This is a genomic window from Ciceribacter thiooxidans, assembly GCF_014126615.1.
GTDB classification, from domain to species: Bacteria; Pseudomonadota; Alphaproteobacteria; order Rhizobiales; family Rhizobiaceae; genus Allorhizobium; species Allorhizobium thiooxidans.
The window spans coordinates 928765-947922 of sequence record NZ_CP059896.1 but is presented as its reverse complement, the minus strand read 5'-3'; the positions used below and the strand labels follow the sequence as shown (position 1 = coordinate 947922).

Below are 19158 nucleotides of genomic sequence, written 5' to 3'. Positions count from 1 at the left end.
GTCCGCCCGCCTGAAACCCGAATGTCGATCGACTCTAGACCGGCGACTGCTGGTGCTGTGCAATCCGCCAGATGTCGCCCTCGCGGATATAGGTCGACGTACAATAGGCCTCATAAGCCCCGCCGCCTTCACGCTCCGCCCGGGCACGGTAGGCCAGGATCACCACCTTGCCGCCATGCTCCCGCACGATCTGCTCCGACATTTCGATAGCGGACCAGCGCGGCGCGGCCCGGATGCTCTCGACGATCCGGTCGCGCTCCAGAATTCCGACGGGACCGAACACCATGATGCAGTCCCCGGTCATCAGTTCTTCGTAAGCCGCGACACCCTCGCGCCAGAGACGCTCTTCCGTCTTCCAGAAATCCATCATGCCGACCTCCTTTCATGTCCTTGAAAATGTCGGGACGACGAGGAAGTTCCGGAGCGGGGCGGGGTGACGGCGCGGTGTGGCCGAGATGGTTATTGCAACTTTCGAGGGAGCATGGGATGGAGCGCGATGGCACGGAGCGAGGTTCTCTCACCACCAGCATCCGGTGTTTTGGAGTTGCGAGACATGCTGTTCAGGAAGTTCATCGTCTTTCTTACGTCATTCTGTCTTGCCGTCAGCGCGCACGCTGCCGGCCTGAAGGTCTTCGAGGTTCCCGCCGATGAGGGCGGCCCTTCCCTGAGAGCCGTGCAATGGTCACCATGCGCCCAACCCTCGCAGAAGATCGAACTTGGCCCCTTCGTGCTGGACGCCGTTCGCGATTGCCCGCTTGCGGGCGACAAGCTGCCGCTCATCGTGATATCGCACGGTTTTGGCGGAACCGGATTGAGCCACCACGACACCGCAGAAGCCCTGGCGGACGCCGGCTTCGTGGTTGTGGCACTCAATCATCCGGACGATAACGCCATCGCGCTTGCGTCAAATCACGCAAACGCGCTGACTGCATTCGTGAACCGGCCGCAGGACATCAAGCGCCTGGTCGACTACATGATCACTTTCTCGGACGACCGCGCCGCGATCAATGCAGAACGCGTCGGCTTTTATGGCTTCTCTCGTGGTGGCTACACGGGGCTTGTCCTTGGCGGGGCGAACCCCGATTTCCGCGAGTTGCGCATGCCCTGTCAGGACCGGACTGGCATGAGCTGCCCGCGCATCGCTCCTCAATTGGTTCCAGTTGGCCCCTGGGTTCACGATCCGCGTATCAAGGCATTTGCCATTGCGGACCCACCGAGCGATGTGTTTCCGGGCAAGGCGAACTTGCAGGCCATAAGGACGCCCATTCAGCTCTGGGGCTCCCAGAACGGCGGCGATGGCGTCCTACCTGCAGCAGTGGATGCGCTCGCCCACAATCTGCCGGAAACGCCGGACTTTCACGTCGTTCCCGATGCAGGGCACTTTGCGTTTCTGACGATGTGCCCGCCTGCCATGGCCAAGTCGGCACCAGATATCTGCGCCGACGGTCCCGGTTTCGACCGCGCTGCGTTCCACCGGGACTTCAACGCTCAAGTACTCGCCTTCTTCCGCAGGCAGTTAGTGGAGGGCATATTGCCCTGACGGGCCTGCCGTGCTGCTTCTTGCAATGTCGGCGATGTCACCGCATGAAGTAGGATGTGCCTAATCCGTCGAGACTGGGCGTGTGCCTAACATCTCAAACCCGAGGACAACGACCGATAGCACATTTGGAAGTGTTGCCCGGGACAACAACTCTCGATAGATTTTTTCCGATCGAGAGTGAGGTTCATTGTTTTGGCTAGAGCTAAGTCTTTTTTCGCAGCTTTGTTTGTTTTCGTCCTCTTTTTCATCTCAAGTCATACGTACGCTGCCGATTACCTCATTCTGCCCAACTACAAAGGCGAAATGGTTGAAGTGGGGAACGGAGCTGCCACAATCAGGCTACCCTTTGTCGAAGGATTATCGTTCACGGTCGCCTTCTCCAGCGGAGAATTTGCCACGATCGCGAGATGGGACAAGAAGTCCCCAACATTTCAGGAGAAAATCTCGAATAGGGGTGGAGAGTATGTCGTCAATACAGTCTATTTCCATATCCCCACGCTCTGCCTGAGGTACGGACAGAGTTTGCCGCTATGCGGATACTTGAAACTCCCTGTGGGCGATGAGCCACATCTCTATTCTATGTCCCTGCGTCCCTGGTCCAGCGAGAAGGATCCCGGGTCGCCTTTTGACACCTTCGTAAACTCACTCGCACCGTTTGAAGGCAATGGCGTACGTGGCGACCTTCAACTTTACGAGAATGCAGGATACTCGACCTGCAATCCTAATAGAAAGATAATTATCTGCGACTTTTATGCAAAACTAAACGGGAACTACATGTTGATGATTATTCTTACAAACCATGGAAAAAACAAAGAGAAAGACAAAATATTCGACGTCGACATGAAAGAATCTATCGATATAATCGCAGCGTCAATTAATAAATGGACCATAAATTGAAATTTATTAAAGAAATTTATTGAATACTGACAGAAATAGATTTAATTTGAATTTCAAAGATTTTATATTTAAAGATATCGCCAGATATACTTTGACGTTTTGGTGTGATTCCGAACGGATGCGATATGAAAGAGCATTCCGGTTTCTACGGCGGCCTCCCCCCTCGACTCCCCTCCCGCTTCCCCCTACCCTCGCGCCATGTCCCTCGATCTCACTCTCTCCGATACCGTTCCCGACGAAGCGCGCGACGCGATCCGCGATGCGATCCTTGCCCATAACGACAGGATGCTCGGGCCGACCGACCGGCACGACCTGATGATCCCGATCCGTGACGGCGATGGAAGAGTCGAGGGCGGGCTCGTCGGCTATACCGGGCGTGGCTGGCTCTACGTGACACTCCTCTACATTCCGGAGCACTTGCGCGGACAGGGTCTCGCAGGCCGCCTGCTGCAGATGGCCGAGGAGGAGGCGAAGGCGCGCGGCTGCACCGGCGCCTACATCGACACGATCAACCCCGACGCCCGCCGCGCCTATGAACGGCAGGGCTACGAGGTCTTCGGCGCGCTGGAGAATTTCATCGGCGACTTCTCGATCACCTGGATGAAGAAGCGGATCGCCTGAAGGAGAGATGCCTCAGGGGCGCCAGGCGATCACGCCCTTGAGCCGCTCGTGAGCGTCGGCGGTAAGCGGCACCGCGAGCACCCGGCCGGGGTCGACGGGTCCGGGAAATTCCAGCGCCTTCCACGCCACCTTCTCGAAGCCGAGCGGCATGTAATAGGGCGGGTCGCCGACGAGGATGACGGCTTCCGATCCGGCACGCCGCGCCGCATCGACGGCGATGCGGACGAGCTCGCGGCCGATCCCCATGTTCTTGTGGGAGGGACGAACGGCGAGCGGCCCGAGCAGATGGCCCTTCACCGACCCGGCGATCACCGGCGTCATGCGTACCGAGGCGATCGTCTCGCCGCCGTCGGCGCAGATGAAGGAGAGCGTCCGGTCATGCGACCCCTGTTCGCGAATGCGCGCGGCGGCACGGGTGTGCCGGCCGGGGCCGAAGGCTTCTTCGTTGATGAGTTCGATAGCCGCGTCGTGCGACGCATCCTCGGTGAGGTAGACAAGCTGATGATTTTTCATGGGAAAACCAGGACCGGCAGACAGACAGGGAAAAATGGTTCACGGGACGCGCGGGAGCACGTCGGGTAAAACATCAGCGTCGTCGCAGGGTCCGGGTTTCGGCCATCGGTTGTCTTTCCAGATGAGGTATCGACGCCGATAGCAGCATTTTTTTTTGCCGTCCATCGGAAAAACGCACTGTTCAGCAATCGGCATCTCGCAATTGCCGGCTCATGGCATATTTTCCCGGGCAAGAGATCGCAAAGCAGGAAGGAAATTTGTCATGGGCATGCTCGTCGAGGGCGTCTGGCACGACGTATGGTACGACACCAAGGCGACCGCCGGGCATTTCCGCCGCAGCGAGTCGGCCTTCCGCAACTGGGTGACCGCCGACGGCGCGCCAGGTCCGAGCGGTAAGGGCGGTTTCGAGGCCGAGGCCGGTCGCTACCACCTCTACGTCTCCTATGCATGCCCCTGGGCGCACCGCACCCTCATCTTCCGCAGGCTGAAGAAGCTCGAGGACCTGATCCCGGTCTCGGTCGTCGATCCGCTGATGCTGGAGAAGGGCTGGGAATTCAGGGACCGCGACGGCGGCACCGTCGACCACCTCTTCGGCGCGAAGACGCTCGCAGACATCTACGTCAAGGCGGACCCGACCTATACCGGCCGCGTCACCGTGCCCGTCCTCTGGGACAAGAAGCGGCAGACGATTGTTTCGAACGAGTCGGCCGAGATCATCCGCATGTTCAACCGCGCCTTCGACGGGCTGGCCGGCTCGACCGTCGATTTCTGTCCGGAGGAGTTGCGCGACGAGATCGATGCAATCAACGCGAAGATCTACGACACGGTCAACAACGGGGTCTACAAGGCGGGCTTCGCAACCACGCAGGAAGCGTACAAGAGCGCCGTGCTACCTCTCTTCGAGACGCTCGACTGGCTCGATGGTCGGCTCTCGACCCAGCGCTACCTCTTCGGCGACCGGCTGACGGAGGCCGACTGGCGGCTCTTCACCACGCTGGTGCGCTTCGATGCCGTCTATGTCGGGCATTTCAAGTGCAACATCCGCCGGATCGCTGACTATCCGAACCTCTCGGGCTACCTGCGCGATCTCTATCAGGTGCCGGGCGTCGCCGGCACCGTCAACATGGCGCATATCAAGGCGCACTACTACCGCAGCCACAAGGCGATCAACCCGACCGGCGTCGTGCCCGTGGGGCCGGAGCTCGACCTCGACCGACCGCACGGCCGCGAGGCGCTCTCTGAAACCGCAGCGCTCACCAGAGATCGTCGGGCGGAACCTCGCCGCTGAGTTCCCGCAGCCGTCGTTGCGTCGCCGGCGTCACGCCGCGCGGGAGGTCCAGGAGGTCGAAGAAGCCGCTCTCGACGATCTCCATGTCGGGTTTGCGCGGCGCCGTCTGCAGCACGTTCGCCCGGTAGAACAGCACGTGGTCGCGGCGGCTGACACGAGTGTTGAAATAGACGTGGAAGAGCTGCGCCGGGCCGGTCATTTCGAGATTGCCCTCTTCGCGCAGCTCCTTTGAAAGCGCCTGCAGCGCCGTTTCCCGCCGTTCGACGCCGCCGCCCGGCATATGCCAGCCGGGCACATAGGAATGGCGCACGAGGAAGATGCGGCCGGCATCGTCGTAACAGGCGGCCCGCACGCCGAGCGTCATGCCGCGGGAAACCGCGAAATAGCCGTGCATCATGCGCGTGACCAGCCGGGCGGCGGCGCTGCGTTTTTCTTCGTTCGTCTCGTCCTGCCCCATCGGGCTTGCTCCGGGTCTGCTGCGCCTTTATGAAGGCGCCATGTTCAAGCTCGCGCATATCTCCGACGTTCACCTCGGGCCGCTTCCCGCCCTGACCATCCGTGAACTCGCCTCGAAGCGCATTACCGGATATGTGAACTGGCACCGCAACCGACGCAAGCATCTTTTTGCCAATGCACTTGATTTGATACTTGCCGACCTGCGCCGCCACGCGCCGGATCACCTGGCGATCACCGGCGATCTCGTCAATCTCGCCTCCGGCATCGAGATCCGCCGTGCCGCGGAATGGTTGAAGTCTGCCGGAGCGCCCCTCGATACCTCGGTCGTTCCCGGCAATCACGATGCCTATGTGCCCGGCGCACACGACGAATCCGTGCAGGCCTGGTACGATTACATCCGCGGCGACGACGACCCGCTGATCTGGCGCAAGGGCCACAAGCTCTTTCCCTATATCCGCCGGCGCGGCCCTGTCGCCCTGATCGGCTGTTCCACCTCGCTGGCGACGCCGCCCTTTGCGGCCACCGGCTATTTCGGCAAGCGCCAGGCGCGCGAGACGGCCGAACTGCTGAAGGCCGCCGGCGAGGAGGGCCTCTTCCGCGTGGTCATGATCCACCACCCGCCGATCCGCGGCGCGACCTCCTCGCACAAGCGGATGATCGGCATCCGCCGCTTCGCCGCCGCGATTTCCGTCGGCGGCGCCGAGCTCGTGCTGCACGGGCACACCCATCTCAATACTCTCAACTGGCTGGAAAGCCGCGGCCGCAAGATTCCGGTCGTCGGCATCGCCGCGGCCTCACAAGGCCCCGGCAGCCACAAGCCGGCGGCCGCCTACAACCTCTTCTCGATCAGCGGCGAACCGAATGCCTGGCGAGTGCAATGGGACCGCCACTGCATCGCCGGCGCGAGTGGTCTGCTGAAATGCGACCACCACCAGTTCCTGATCGAGTAATCCGCAGCGTTCAACCCGCGACGGCAGCCACCGCAGCGGTGAGAACGCGCGCCACCTCCTGCGGGCACTCTTCCGGCAGCATATGCCCCGCCGCGGCCAGGAGCCGGATCGTTGCGGCGCCTTCGAGGGAGCGGGCTTGCCCGGGCGGCAGGATACGATCCTCAAGCCCCCAGAGAAGATATTTCGGCATCGGCAGGCTGCGGAGATCGCCGACAGGCAACGTGCCCTGTCGCGGCTCGCCCGCCTCCGTCGTCTCGGAAAGGATTGCCTTCAGGACCGTTCCGACCGCCTCGCGGGCACCCGGCACTTGCCGCGCGGCAAGCATCGCGTCCACCGCCTCCTGCAGTATCGGATGCGCCGGCGCCACCATGGCCTCCATGGCAGCTCGCATCTCCTCTGCCGTCTCGGCAAAGGCGAAGGCGGAAAGCGCCGCCCCATTGATTTCCGGTCCGAAGCCGCCGGGGGCCACGAGCGTCAGGCTCGCCACCTTCTCCGGCGCTTTCAAAGCGAGGATCGCGGCAATGGCCCCGCCGAGCGAATGTCCCGCCACGTGGAAGCGTTCGATCCCGCGCGCAGCGAGATCGGCGGCGACCGCTTTAGCCAGCCGCCCGGCGCCGCCGAGGCCATCGGCGACAAGCGAAAGCCCGTGGCCCGGCAGGTCGTAGGCAAGGACGGGGATCGAGGGCGGAAGGTGCCGCAACACTTCCGCCCAGATACCGGACGTGCCGCCGAAGCCGTGCAGCAGCACCAGCGGTGCCGCAGCACCTCCGAGATCGCCCTGAACCTCCGCGTAAAGGCCCATCGCTCAGGCCTTCGCGCGCTCTTCCAGCACCCGGTTCGCCGCCGAGATGATCGCTTCGAGGGACGCCGCGACGATGTTGGTGTTGATCCCGACGCCGAACAGCGTCCCGCCGGGATGCGAAACCTCGACATAGGCGATCGCCGACGCATTCGAGCCGTGCTGCAGCGAATGCTCGGAATAGTCCTGCACCGACATCTCGAAGCCGAGATAGGTCGACAGCGCGTTGATGAAGCCGTCGATCGGACCGGTTCCCCTGCCCTCGATGCGCTTCACCTCGCCGCCGTCGGTGATCTCGGCCGCGACGATGCGCATGCCCTTGTGCTCGGTATCGGGATAGGTGTGGTGATCGACGAATTTCAGCCGTGCCTGGGGCTGCGTCACGTAGCGATCGAGGAAGCGCCCGTAGATGCGCTTCGACGGCAGTTCGACGCCTTCCTCGTCGGTGATCCGCTGGATGTCCTCGCGGAACTCCACCTGCAGGTTGCGCGGCAGGTTGATGCCGTAGTCCTCCTGCAGGATGTAGGCGATGCCGCCCTTGCCGGACTGCGAGTTGATGCGGATGATCGCCTCGTAGGTGCGGCCAACGTCCTGCGGGTCGATCGGCAGGTAGGGCACTTCCCAGACCGGGGAATTGGCCTTGCGGATCGCCTTCATGCCCTTGTTGATCGCGTCCTGGTGCGAGCCGGAGAAGGCCGTGTAGACGAGTTCGCCGACGTAAGGATGGCGCTCGGGGATGACCATCTGGTTCGAATATTCGTAGACCGCCTTGATCCGCTCGATGTCGGAACAATCGAGTTTCGGATCAACCCCTTGCGTGAACATGTTGAGCGCCAGCGTGACGATGTCGACATTGCCGGTGCGCTCGCCGTTGCCGAAGAGCGTACCCTCGACGCGGTCGGCGCCGGCCATCAGGCCGAGTTCGGTCGCCGCGATCCCCGTACCGCGGTCGTTGTGCGGATGCAGCGAGACGATGACGTTCTCGCGGTTGTCGATGTTGCGGCACATCCATTCGATCATGTCGGCATAGATGTTCGGCGTCGACATCTCGACGGTGGACGGCAGGTTGAGGATCAGTTTGTTGTCCGGCGTCGGCTTGATAATGTCGATGACCGCGTTCGAGATTTCCAGCGCGACATCGAGTTCGGTGCCGGTGAAGCTTTCCGGCGAATATTCGAAACGATAACCGCCGCCGGCCTTGGCCGCCATGTCGGTGATCATCTTCGCCGCATCGACGGCGATCTGCTTGACGCCGGCGACATCCTTGCCGAACACCACACGCCGCTGCAGCTCGGAGGTCGAGTTGTAGAAGTGGATGATCGGCTTGTGTGCGCCTTCCAGCGCCTCGAAGGTGCGGGTGATCAGCTCCGGCCGGCACTGCACCAGCACCTGCAACGACACGTCCTCGGGCACGTTGCCCTCCTCGACGCACCAGCGGGCGAAATCGAAATCTGTCTGAGAGGCCGAGGGGAAGCCGATCTCGATTTCCTTGAAGCCCATCTCGAGCAGCAGCTGGAACATGCGGGCCTTGCGGTCATGGCCCATCGGGTTGACCAGCGCCTGGTTGCCGTCGCGCAGGTCCACCGAGCACCAGATCGGCGCCTTGGTGATGGCCTTGCCCGGCCAGGTACGATCCGCAATGTCGATCTGCGGATAGGGCCGGTATTTCACCGCGGCTTCCGGCATGCCCTGTTTTGCGATGTGGGTCTTGATGTTCATCGTCGTTTCTTCCTCTTGCCGCATTCGCCACCGCTCTGAAAGGCCCGAGGATCGCGGACGGAGCGGACGGAAAATGCCTGGGTCCCGTCGGGACTGCATTAAACTGGTTTCATGGATTTTTCGAGGAGCTGAGCCGGACGGGCTGATCGGCCGCCGGGCGCTCCTCAGTGGACCCGGCAACCGCGGATAAGGCCAAGAAGAAGAAGCGAGTTTAGGGCGAGCACCGGCGCGCCGGCCGGGATGCGGCAGGCGGCGAAGGAGGTCGAGATGCTGTTGCCCGTATTCGTCATGATGGCGAGTGATAACGCGCGACGACCGATCGCGCAAGCATGTTGTTATTCAGCGGCCGGTTTCGCTTCCAGCCGCTCGCGGACCCATTCCGAAATCAGTTGATCCCGCGTCATATTCCGGCGCGATGCCTCGGCATCGAGCTCTGCCATACGCTCCTTGGGCAGCTCCAGTTCGATCAATTCGTGCTTTGACTGGACGCGCCGGACCTTCGAGAGGTCGAAGTGCTGAAGGACGTCGCCTGCGCCGCCGTCAAACAGCTTATCCAGGTCCTTGGCTTTCATATGTGTCGACCTCTTGTTTTCTAAGAGATTCTCTCTGGATCGAACTCGAAGTCCATATTCCAATATAAGCCGCAAGCGCCTTCTTTGCGAGTCGGCTACCGCCTGCCCTTCGCCAGCTGCATCAGCGCCATCATCAACCCACCGGCGACGAGCCCCCAGAAGGCGCCCGAAATGCCGCCGAACGAGACGCCGGAGGCGGTGATCAGGAAGGTGACGGCGGCGGCTTCCCGTGTCTCGACCTCCTTGAAGGCGGCGACCGCCGAACCGGAGAAGGCGGCAATCAGAGCAAGCCCGGCCACCGCCTGGATGAGGATCGGCGGGGCAAGCGAGACGAAGGCGGTGACGGCACCGGCGAGCAGCCCGAGCACGACATAGCCGAGGCCGCAGACGACCGCGGCCCAGTAGCGTTTCTTCGGGTCCGGGTGGGCGTCCTCGCCAGCGCACATCGCCGCCGTGATCGCCGCAAGGTTGACCGCATGGCCGCCGAAGGGGGCAGAGAAGAGTGAGAAGAGACCCGTCGCCGCAAAGAGCGGCCCCGGCATCGGATTGTAATGATTGACCTTCAGCACCGCGATGCCGGGAATGTTCTGCGAGGCCATGGTGACGATGAAGAGCGGCAGCGCGATCGAGATCAGCGACGGGACTGTGAAGGCCGGCATCACCAGCTCGACGGGTGGCGCAAGCGAGGCCGCCCAGCTCGCCATCGCTCCCTCCGGCAGGTCGACGCCGAAGGCGATGACCAGCGCGAAGGCCGCGAGAGCGGCCGGCACGGCATAGAGCCGCTTGAAGGCAGCGACCACCGCCCAGGCGGCGAGGATCGGCAGCCCCAGACGCGGATCGAAGGCGATCGCCTTGAAGGGCGCAAAGCAGAGCCCGAGGATGACGCCGGAGAGCATGGCATTGGCGAGCGGCGCGGGGATTGCCGCAACCGCACGGCCGAGCGGCCGAAAGAGACCGGCAACGACGATCAGGATGCCGCAGACGAGGAAGGCCCCGACTGCGACGGGAAAGCCGCCCTCCGGCACGCCTGCGGTCACCAGCAATGCAGCGCCTGGCGTCGACCAGGCGATCGACACCGGAAGCCGGGTGACAAGGCTCAGCACCACGCCACAGACACCCATGGAAACGGAAAGAGCCATCAGGCCGGATGCGGCCTCGAGATCGGTCGCGCCGACCCCTTTGAGCCCCTGCAGCACGACGGCAAACGAGCTCGCGAAACCGACAAAGGCGGTGAGCAGCCCCATGAACAGGCTTTGCGCGGAAAGGTCTTTCAACATGACGGGACTCGGAGATCGAGGTGCGTAAAGCTATCGAAGAACAAACCGCAGGCAGTTTGGCAAGCCGAAGCGTCCCGGATTCGGTACACCCTTCACCGCCGGCTGGCGCGCGCGGAGCTGTCGCGCACGCCTGCGACGATGCCGGTCGTGGTCAATGCGCCGCCACCGGTATCGCCACGTCGTCCTTGTCGTGCACGGCGAAGCGGTCGAGCATGTGAGAGCTCGCTTCGTTTGCGCCGATCACCTCGACGTCGATGTTGTGGCGACGGTATTTGAGCACCACCTTGTCGAGCGCCCCGACGGCGGTGATGTCCCAGAAATGCGCCTCGTGCACATCGATGACGACCTTGTCGAGCGGCTCGATGAAATCGAAGGCCATGACGAATGTCTCGGCGGATGCGAAGAAGACTGCACCGTCGACGTGATAGGTGCGAACCTTGCCATCAGCGCTCAGCGTCGAGCGGACATGGAAGAGATGCGCAACCTTGCTCGCGAAGAACACGCCGGAAAGCAGCACGCCCACGAGAACACCCTTGGCAAGGTCATGCGTGCCGACGGTCACGACGACGGTCGCCAGCATGACCACCGACGACTGCCAGGGATTTCGCCGCAGGTCCAGGATCGAACGCCAGGAGAAGGTGCCGATCGAAACCATGATCATGACGGCGACGAGCGCAGCCATGGGAATGATACGGACGATGTCGTCGAGCACGAGGATAAGGAACAGCAGGAAAGCGCCCGCGACGAAGGTGGAGAGCCGGCCTCGTCCGCCGGACGTCACGTTGATGACCGACTGGCCGATCATCGCGCAGCCACCCATGCCGCCGATCAGGCCCGAGGCGATGTTGGAAGCGCCCTGTCCGATGCACTCCCGGCTCTTGGAACTGGCGGTGTCGGTCATGTCGTCGACGATCTGCGCCGTCAGCAGCGATTCCAGCAGCCCGACGGCCGCGAGTCCGACGGAATAAGGGAAAATGATCGTCAGCGTGTCCCAGGAAAACGGCACCTGCGGCAGGGCGAAGACCGGCAGCGCCGACGGCAGTTCGCCGAGATCGCCGACCGTGCGCAGGTCCATGCCAGTGAACCAAACGACCAGCGTCAGGGCGACGATGGCAACCAGCGGCGACGGGATCGATTTGGTGACATAGGGGAAGAGATAGATGATCGCGAGACCGGCCGCTACCATGACATAGGTCGTATTCGCGACACCGATCAACTCCGGCAGCTGGGCCATGAAGATCAGGATCGCCAGCGCATTGACGAAGCCGGTGATCACCGATCGCGAGACGAAGCGCATCACGCGGCCAAGCTTGAGGAAACCGGCCAGAATCTGGATCAGACCCATCAGCAGCGTCGCCGCGAACAGGTATTCGATCCCGTGCTCCTTGACCAGCGTCACCATCAGTACGGCGGTGGCAGCCGTGGCAGCCGAGATCATCGCGGGACGCCCTCCGACAAAGGCGGAAACGCAGGCGATCGCGAAGGAGGCGAAGAGGCCCACCTTCGGATCGACACCCGCTATGACCGAGAAGCCGATGGCTTCGGGGATGAGAGCCAATGCCACGACGACACCCGACAGGACGTCGCTGCGGATATTGGAGAACCATTCACGTTTGTAACTCTTCAATTTCATGGATTTTCCGCAAAAGTAGTGCACCTGGCCGCTGGGATGTGCAGGCCATTCAAGGTTTGATGCTGATGCGTTGTCTGGCGGATCGGCGGCCAGAAGAGCCACCCGGGGTTTCACCGGGTCCGGGGCGAATGGCGCGGTTATAGGCAAGCGGCACCGAGCTGACAACCGTCAAATCGCTGCAATGCAATACATCCCGTCGGCAACGCCAAACGTAAAACCCCCGCCGGATCTCTCCGACGGGGGAAAAACTCGATCTCGGACCTGTCGGCTCAGATGTCCGACTGGCTCTCGATGATGCGGGAGACCAGGCCGTAGTTCTTGGCTTCCTCCGCCGACAGCCAGTAGTCGCGGTCGATGTCCTTGGCGATCTTTTCTTCCGACTGACCGGTGGCCTTGGAGAAGATCTTGATGAGCCGCTGGTTCATCTTGATGATTTCGCGCGCCTGGATCTCGATGTCGGAGGCCATGCCGCGGGTGCCGCCGGAGGGTTGGTGCAGCAGGAAGCGGGTGTTCGGCAGGCAGAGGCGCTGTTCCTTCGGAACCGAGACGTAGATCAGCGCGCCCGCGGAGGCGACCCAGCCGGTGCCGATGATCCAGACCTTCGGCTTGATGAACTTGATCATGTCGTGGATCGAATCGCCCGATTCGACGTGCCCGCCCGGCGAATTCACGAAGACGCGGATGTCCTCGTCACTAGCGGCTGCCAGTGCGACGAGCTGGGTGCAGACCTTCTGGGCGAGTTCTTGGGTGATCCCGCCATAGATGAAGATCGAACGCGACTTGAAGAGGTTCGCTTCCGTTTCCTTGCCGAGCGGCAGTTCCTTGCTCTTGTCGTCGTCGTCTTCATTCATCGGACATTCTCCACTTGGGGTTCACTCTCCCGCACATAGTGCGACTCAAGTCCTAAAACAATGCGGGAAAAAGGGGAAGCACCGAACCGGTGAACAGGCGGTTAGCGGAGGAAAGCGGAATGCCGCAGGCGGCGCGGAGGCCTGCAGCTACCGCGATATCCGCGTCGACAGGATGATCGAGGAGAGCGTGCGCTCGACGCCCGCCAGTTCGCCGATCCGGTCGATCAGCCGGTCGAGCTCGGCGATAGAGGCCGCGGCGATGACGGCGATCAGGTCGAAGGGGCCGTTGACCGAATGGAGCGTCGTCACCTCGCGGATCGCCGCGAGCTCGCCGGTCACCGCCGAAAGCGACTTCGGGGCTATGGTGATAAGCACGTGCGCGCGCACGAGTCCGCTCAGATAGGCGTCAGAGAGCTTCAGCCCGTAGCCGGAGATCACGCCGTCGCGTTCCAGCCGCTCCAGCCGCGCCTGCACGGTCGTCCGCGACAGGCCCAATCGGCGCGCCAGCGTCGCGACCGGCATTCGGGCGTTCTCGCCGAGCAGCGCCAGCAGTTCCTGGTCCTTGGTCGAAACTTGCATTTTGCCCATTTCCTTCGCCGATATGCCGAACTGATCACATCATATCGTACAATATGCCGCTATGAAACGTTCAATCACGGCGTCATTCTGATGCTTATCTATTTTCATTCTTCCAAGGGGACATCAATGAAGGACATTGTCGTAATCGGCGCAGGCAAGATCGGTGGCGCAATCGCTCATATGCTCGCCGCGACCGGCGACTACCGCGTGACGGTGGCCGACCGCAGCCGCGAACAGCTGGACGCGATCGCACCGCACGAGGCCGTATCCACCGCCGCCGTCGACATCTCCGACAGCGCCGCGCTGGATGCCCTGCTTTCGGGCAAGTTCGCGGTCCTGAGCGCAGCGCCCTTCCACCTGACGGGTGCAATCGCCGAATCTGCCGCCCGCACCGGCATCCACTATCTGGACTTGACCGAGGACGTCGCTACCACCCGCAAGGTGGAAGCGCTCGCCAAGGGCGCCAAGGGCGCCTTCATCCCGCAATGCGGGCTTGCCCCCGGCTTCATCTCGATCGTCGCCCATGACCTCGCGACCGGCTTCGACACGCTGGACAGCGTGCGCATGCGCGTCGGCGCCCTGCCGCAGTACCCCTCGAACGCGCTCAACTACAACCTGACCTGGAGCACCGACGGGCTGATCAACGAATACATCGAACCCTGCGAGGCGATCGTCGAAGGCAAGCTCGTCACCGTGCCGGCCATGGAAGAACGCGAGGAATTCTCGCTCGACGGCGTCACCTACGAGGCGTTCAACACCTCAGGCGGCCTCGGCACGCTCTGCAAGACACTCGAAGGCCGCGTGCGGACGATGAACTACCGCACCATCCGCTATCCGGGCCATCAGGCGATCGTGAAGGCGCTCTTGAACGACCTCAACCTCAAGAACCGCCGCGATGTCCTGAAGGATCTCTTCGAGAACGCCCTGCCGGCGACCATGCAGGACGTCGTGGTGGTGTTCGTCACCGTCTGCGGCACCCGCGACGGCCGTTTCATGCAGGATACCTACGCCAACAAGGTCTATGCCGGCGTCGTCGCCGGGCGCAAGATGAGCGCAATCCAGATCACCACCGCCGCCGGCATCTGCACCGTGCTCGACATGCTGGCGAACGGCGAACTGCCGCAGCAGGGCTTCGTCCGCCAGGAGGAGATCAGCCTCGAACGCTTCCTCGCGAACCGCTTCGGCCGGGTCTACGATCCGGAAACCCTGCGCCTGCCGAAGGCTTCGTAAGCGGTCGCATTTCGCTCCGGCGAATCAGACATCCGGGTGAGAGTGTCCGCACTCTCACCCGTTTTCGTTTGTCGGAAGGGACCGGTCAGGTCCCGCAGAAGGTTCGCGCGACCCGTTCTTCCGGCTTTGGCGGCTCCATGAAGGCGGAGAATTCCGGCCGCTCCTCATAAGGTCTCGTCGTCGCCTCCAGCATCCGCTCGAAGCGCGTGAAATCGCCGCTCATGCCGGCCGCGATCACCTCTTCGATACGGTGGTTGCGCGGAATGACGGCGGGATTGACCGCCTCCATCGCCGTCTGGCGGTCGGCGGGCGGCCGCGGATCGGCGCTCATGCGCTCGCGCCAGCGGGACAGCCACTCAGCAATGCCTTCCGTATCCGAGAAGTGTGTCAGCAGAGGCGCATCCGGAGCGCCGCCGGCGAGCTTGGCGAGCGCCCGGAAGGTCAGCGTGAAATCGGCCTCGCCCCGGTGCATCAGCGCCAGGAAATCGTTGACGAGCGGCAGATCGTCGTGAACTTCGCCGGAGAGCCCGAGCTTGGCACGGAAGGCCTCGAGCCAGCGTGCCTGGAAGACGCGGCCGAACTCGGCGAGCGCCTCGTTGGCGGCTTCGACGCTCTCGTCCTCGCGCCCGCCCATCAGCGGCAGCAGCGTCTCGGCAAACCGCGCCAGGTTCCATTGGGCGATGCCCGGCTGGTTGGCATAGGCGTAGCGGCCGCGCTGATCGATCGAGGAAAAGACCTTGCGCGGATCGTATTCATCGAGGAAGGCACAGGGTCCGAAATCGATCGTTTCCCCCGAGACGGTCATGTTGTCGGTGTTCATGACGCCGTGAATGAAGCCGATCGACATCCACCGGGCGACCAGCGCCGCCTGGCGGGCGGCGACTGCATTGAACAATGCAAGATAGGGATCTTGAATTTCCGAAAGCTCCGGATAGTGGCGGGCGATCACATGGCTCGCGAGCGCCCGCAGGCCGTCGGCATCGCCGCGGACGGCGAAATACTGGAAGGTGCCGATGCGGACATGGCTCGCCGCGACCCGGGTCAGGATCGCACCGGGCAGCACCGTCTCGCGATAGACGGGCTCGCCCGTCAGAACCGCGGCGAGCGCCCGTGTCGTCGGCACGCCGAGCGCATGCATGGCCTCGGAAACGATATACTCCCGCAGCACCGGACCGAGGGCGGCGCGGCCGTCGCCCTGCCGGGAAAACGGCGTCTCCCCTGCTCCCTTCAGCTGGATGTCGCGGCGGTCCCCGCCCCGGTCCAGAATCTCGCCGAGCAGGATCGCACGTCCGTCGCCGAGCTGGGGTACGAAATTGCCGAACTGGTGCCCCGCATACGCCATGGCGACCGGAAGAGCACCTTCCGGCAGGGCGTTGCCGCTGAAGAGGCGCGCAAGTGCATCGTCATCGAGCGCGCGGAGGTCAAGGCCGAGCTCGTCGGCAAGGGCGGTGTTGAAGCGGATGAGGCGCGGTGCGACGACCGGGCAGGGCTGGACGGGCCTGAAGAAGCGCTCGGGCAAACGGGCATAGCTATTGTCGAAGGCAATCAAGCTTGCGTCTCCTTCGCGAATCGGAGCTCACCGGAAAACGGGCAGACACCCCGAATATGGGGTTGCTCGCGGTGGCGGCAAGCGGCGGCACGACGAAAGAACCCATCCACCGCTTTTCCGGGGGTTGTACCGCCCATTTTTGGGTCTACCGGGCCCGCCCTGTTGTCTCGTCTTTTGCCGTCGAACTAACGTTCGCGACATATGCCGACGGATCGATAACACGCCGCAGCCAGGTTGCGGGGAGAAACGGTTCGCCGGATGGCTGGGAAACGACAGGGGTATCCGACATGAAGATCCGTCTCGCCGCATTGGCGCTTGCGGCTGCAACGCTTGCAGGCTGCACAACGACCGAAGAAGCCAACAACATCATCCAGTCGCGCTGGATCGGCCAGCCGGCCGAACTCTTCTTCTCCCGCTACGGACCGCCGGTCTCGGAATTCCGTACCGGCAGCGGCAACACGATCTACACCTGGCGCGGCGGCGAGAAGACCCAGTACATTCCCGCGCAGTACTCCACGCCGGACGAACAGCCGGTCTACGGCAAGACCGTCACCAAGACGACCAGCCGCGAAAAGGAGCCGGGCGTCACCGTCACCAAGACCACGACGAGCAGCATGGGCGTCTACGTCCCGCAGCAGCCGCAGATGATTTCTCCCGCCCGCGTCGAGGAGCTCTTCTGCGAGGTGCAGATCACGGTTGACGCGACCGATCGCATTCGCACGATCCGGGCCAGCAACGACACGACGGGCGAAGGCCTCAGCCTGTCACGTTGCGCCGAGGTTCTCGACGCCCAGAAGTAAAACGGACCCGCCGCGTCACTGACGCCGCGTTCCGCAGACGATGTCGCAATTGCCGATCCCGGCGCCGCAAAGGCTCCGGGATCCGTTTCTTTTGGTGTGCATATTTTCGCCATACGAAAATTGCCGCCGAACCGGACTGACCGGCTTACGTCAGACGTTCGGATGGCCTATAGCTTCAGGCAGGCGCGACCGATGTCCGGGCGCCGTGTCGACCAAACCGAGGGACAAGAGATGTTCAAACGCCTTTCGCTTTCCGCCGCCTTCCTCGCCGCCGCTGCGGCCCCGGCCTTCGCCCACCTCGATCCGACCGAACACGGCTCGCTGATGTCGGGCGTGTCTCACCCGCTGAGCGGTGCCGATCACGTGCTGGCGATGGTTGCCGTCGGCCTCTGGGCGTCGCAGATCGGCGGCCGGGCGCTCTTCGCCGTTCCCGCTGCCTTCGTGACCACCATGGCTGCAGGCTTCCTGCTTGCGGTTTCCGGCTTCGCGCTCCCCTTTGTCGAGCCGGCCGTGCTCGCCTCCGTCATCGGCCTCGGCCTGCTGGTGGCAACCGCCGTCCGCCTTCCGACCGCGGCATCGGCCGCGATCGTCGGCCTTTTCGCCCTCTTCCACGGCCATGCCCACGGCGGTGAACTCGGTGCCGCCGGCGCCGTCCAGTTCGGCCTCGGCTTTCTCGTCTCCACCGCGCTGCTGCATGTAGCCGGCGTCGGCCTCGGCATCTCGTTGTCCCGCATGGGAACGATCGCCACCCGCCTTCTCGGCGCCGTGACCGCGCTCGGCGGCGCTGCGCTCATCTTCGGCTGATCCGACACGGGCGGCAGAGGCCGCCCTCTCCTGCAACCGCTGCGAAGGCCGGTCTCCAGATCGGGAACCTTCGCGGCGGTTTTGCGTTTGGGCAGGCCGGCAGCGCCGCAGCGAGGGAGAACACGTGCCGAAACATGAGTAAAATATTCTCATTTGCTCATTTAATTCGCGCTTTTCTCTCCTCCCAACGCTTTCCCCATCTGACATTAAAACGCCATTCGAAGAGTGACCCGAAAGGAAGACACGATGAACTGGCTCAAGACGATCGCCGCGGCGGCAGCGCTGCAAACCCTGACCTTCGCCCCGGTTCTGGCGGGCGAGAACCTCGACCAGATCAAGTCGGCCGGCGTTTTCAAGATCGGCACCGAAGGCACCTATGCGCCGTTCACCTTCCATGACGCCGACAACAAGCTCGTCGGCTTCGACGTCGAGATCGGTGAGGCGGTCGCAGAGAAGCTCGGCGTGAAGGCGGAGTTCGTCGAAGGCAAGTGGGACGGCCTGATCGCCGGCCTCGACGCCAACCGCTACGACGCCGTCATCAACCAGGTCGGCATCACCGAGGCACGCAAGCAGAAATACGATTTCTCCGATCCCTACATCACCTCCAAGGCCGTGCTGATCGTCAAGGACGACAACGCCGACATCAAGAGCTTCGAGGACCTCAAGGGCAAGAGGTCGGCCCAGTCGCTCACCAGCAATTTCGGCAAGCTCGCCGAGAACGCCGGCGCCGAACTCGTCGGCACCGACGGCTTCGATCAGTCGATCCAGCTCGTCCTGACCGGCCGCGCCGACGCCACCATCAACGACAGCCTCTCCTTCCTCGACTTCAAGAAGCAGAAGCCGGATGCGCCGGTGAAGATCGTCGCCGAGAAGGCCGATGCCGACTATTCCGGCATCATCGTCCGCAAGGGCGATCCGGAACTGGTGGCAGCGATCAACAAGGCGCTCGCGGACATCAAGGCAGACGGCACCTACCAGAAGATTTCGGAGAAGTATTTCGGGGCTGACGTTTCAAAGTAAGTAGCTGGCGTCCCCTCTCCCCGCCCGCGGGAGAGGGCAAGGGTGAGGGGCATGGCACGC

General features: G+C 62.9%; 20 protein-coding genes and 1 other annotated feature. Of the genes, 9 read left to right on the top strand and 11 right to left on the bottom strand.

The features are described 5' to 3' along the window. Positions 1-34: 34 nt before the first annotated feature. On the bottom strand, positions 35-370 hold the full coding sequence (locus H4I97_RS04430; RefSeq protein ID WP_182306722.1) for a nuclear transport factor 2 family protein: 336 nt from the start codon (positions 368-370) through the stop codon (positions 35-37). Between the two features lie 183 nt (positions 371-553). On the opposite strand from H4I97_RS04430, the gene H4I97_RS04425 reads away from it, so the two are divergent. From H4I97_RS04425 to H4I97_RS04415, 3 genes are all read left to right on the top strand, one after another. Beyond that, a complete protein-coding gene (locus H4I97_RS04425) occupies positions 554-1540 on the top strand; it encodes an alpha/beta hydrolase family protein (RefSeq protein ID WP_182306721.1) in 987 nt (328 codons plus the stop codon). A 177-nt stretch (positions 1541-1717) separates the two neighbouring features. Then, complete coding sequence (locus H4I97_RS04420; protein ID WP_182306720.1) at positions 1718-2437, top strand: hypothetical protein; 720 nt, start codon at positions 1718-1720, stop codon at positions 2435-2437. A gap of 198 nt (positions 2438-2635) precedes the next feature. After that, the gene (locus H4I97_RS04415; RefSeq protein WP_182306719.1) at positions 2636-3058 is read left to right on the top strand and encodes a GNAT family N-acetyltransferase; all 423 of its coding nucleotides are present in this window, start codon (positions 2636-2638) and stop codon (positions 3056-3058) included. Positions 3059-3070: 12 nt separating this feature from the next. On the opposite strand, the gene H4I97_RS04410 is transcribed toward H4I97_RS04415, so the two are convergent. Beyond that, entirely contained in the window at positions 3071-3571 is a 501-nt protein-coding gene (locus H4I97_RS04410) for a GNAT family N-acetyltransferase (RefSeq protein ID WP_182306718.1), read from the bottom strand. A gap of 262 nt (positions 3572-3833) precedes the next feature. Between H4I97_RS04410 and H4I97_RS04405 the strand changes: the two genes are divergently transcribed. Next, the gene (locus H4I97_RS04405; protein ID WP_182306717.1) at positions 3834-4859 is read left to right on the top strand and encodes a glutathione S-transferase family protein; all 1026 of its coding nucleotides are present in this window, start codon (positions 3834-3836) and stop codon (positions 4857-4859) included. Here the strand turns inward: H4I97_RS04405 and H4I97_RS04400 are convergent. Further along, the gene (locus tag H4I97_RS04400) at positions 4825-5316 is read right to left on the bottom strand and encodes an NUDIX domain-containing protein (RefSeq protein WP_182306716.1); all 492 of its coding nucleotides are present in this window, start codon (positions 5314-5316) and stop codon (positions 4825-4827) included. The genes H4I97_RS04405 and H4I97_RS04400 overlap by 35 nt on opposite strands. Positions 5317-5356: 40 nt before the next feature. Here H4I97_RS04400 and H4I97_RS04395 point away from each other — a divergent pair, with 40 nt between their 5' ends. Beyond that, positions 5357-6265: a metallophosphoesterase family protein gene (locus H4I97_RS04395; protein WP_182306715.1), complete on the top strand. Its 909-nt coding sequence runs from the start codon at positions 5357-5359 to the stop codon at positions 6263-6265. Positions 6266-6275: 10 nt separating this feature from the next. Here H4I97_RS04395 and H4I97_RS04390 read toward each other — a convergent pair whose 3' ends face one another. The 7 genes from H4I97_RS04390 to H4I97_RS04360 all read right to left on the bottom strand — a co-directional run bounded on the left by H4I97_RS04390 (position 6276) and on the right by H4I97_RS04360 (position 13695). Continuing rightward, the gene (locus tag H4I97_RS04390; protein WP_182306714.1) at positions 6276-7067 is read right to left on the bottom strand and encodes an alpha/beta fold hydrolase; all 792 of its coding nucleotides are present in this window, start codon (positions 7065-7067) and stop codon (positions 6276-6278) included. A gap of 3 nt (positions 7068-7070) precedes the next feature. Beyond that, the gene (leuA, locus tag H4I97_RS04385; RefSeq protein ID WP_182306713.1) at positions 7071-8783 is read right to left on the bottom strand and encodes a 2-isopropylmalate synthase; all 1713 of its coding nucleotides are present in this window, start codon (positions 8781-8783) and stop codon (positions 7071-7073) included. Between the two features lie 335 nt (positions 8784-9118). Beyond that, entirely contained in the window at positions 9119-9355 is a 237-nt protein-coding gene (brnA, locus tag H4I97_RS04380; protein ID WP_182306712.1) for a type II toxin-antitoxin system BrnA family antitoxin, read from the bottom strand. A 95-nt stretch (positions 9356-9450) separates the two neighbouring features. After that, positions 9451-10632 (bottom strand): benzoate/H(+) symporter BenE family transporter, encoded by a 1182-nt coding sequence (locus H4I97_RS04375; protein ID WP_182306711.1) that lies wholly within the window; start codon positions 10630-10632, stop codon positions 9451-9453. Positions 10633-10783: 151 nt separating this feature from the next. After that, complete coding sequence (locus tag H4I97_RS04370; RefSeq protein WP_182306710.1) at positions 10784-12265, bottom strand: SulP family inorganic anion transporter; 1482 nt, start codon at positions 12263-12265, stop codon at positions 10784-10786. Positions 12266-12333: 68 nt separating this feature from the next. Then, positions 12334-12389, bottom strand: a sequence feature (sul1 is cis-regulatory element that is thought to sense ions involved in sulfur or methionine metabolism; They are found in Alphaproteobacteria). 145 nt (positions 12390-12534) lie between these two features. Continuing rightward, positions 12535-13116 carry an ATP-dependent Clp protease proteolytic subunit gene (locus H4I97_RS04365; protein WP_182306709.1) on the bottom strand — a complete coding sequence of 194 codons (582 nt, stop codon included), beginning with the start codon at positions 13114-13116 and terminating at the stop codon, positions 12535-12537. Between the two features lie 147 nt (positions 13117-13263). After that, entirely contained in the window at positions 13264-13695 is a 432-nt protein-coding gene (locus tag H4I97_RS04360; protein ID WP_182306708.1) for an Lrp/AsnC family transcriptional regulator, read from the bottom strand. 126 nt (positions 13696-13821) lie between these two features. Here H4I97_RS04360 and H4I97_RS04355 point away from each other — a divergent pair, with 126 nt between their 5' ends. Beyond that, the gene (locus tag H4I97_RS04355) at positions 13822-14925 is read left to right on the top strand and encodes a saccharopine dehydrogenase family protein (RefSeq protein WP_182306707.1); all 1104 of its coding nucleotides are present in this window, start codon (positions 13822-13824) and stop codon (positions 14923-14925) included. 85 nt (positions 14926-15010) lie between these two features. On the opposite strand, the gene H4I97_RS04350 is transcribed toward H4I97_RS04355, so the two are convergent. Then, complete coding sequence (locus tag H4I97_RS04350; RefSeq protein ID WP_182306706.1) at positions 15011-16474, bottom strand: protein adenylyltransferase SelO; 1464 nt, start codon at positions 16472-16474, stop codon at positions 15011-15013. 287 nt (positions 16475-16761) lie between these two features. On the opposite strand from H4I97_RS04350, the gene H4I97_RS04345 reads away from it, so the two are divergent. The 3 genes from H4I97_RS04345 to H4I97_RS04335 all read left to right on the top strand — a co-directional run bounded on the left by H4I97_RS04345 (position 16762) and on the right by H4I97_RS04335 (position 19098). After that, positions 16762-17274, top strand: coding sequence for a hypothetical protein (locus H4I97_RS04345; RefSeq protein WP_182306705.1), 513 nt, complete (start codon positions 16762-16764; stop codon positions 17272-17274). A 231-nt stretch (positions 17275-17505) separates the two neighbouring features. Next, positions 17506-18078 (top strand): HupE/UreJ family protein, encoded by a 573-nt coding sequence (locus H4I97_RS04340; RefSeq protein WP_182306704.1) that lies wholly within the window; start codon positions 17506-17508, stop codon positions 18076-18078. Positions 18079-18324: 246 nt separating this feature from the next. Further along, positions 18325-19098, top strand: coding sequence for an amino acid ABC transporter substrate-binding protein (locus H4I97_RS04335; protein WP_182306703.1), 774 nt, complete (start codon positions 18325-18327; stop codon positions 19096-19098). Positions 19099-19158 lie beyond the last annotated feature (60 nt).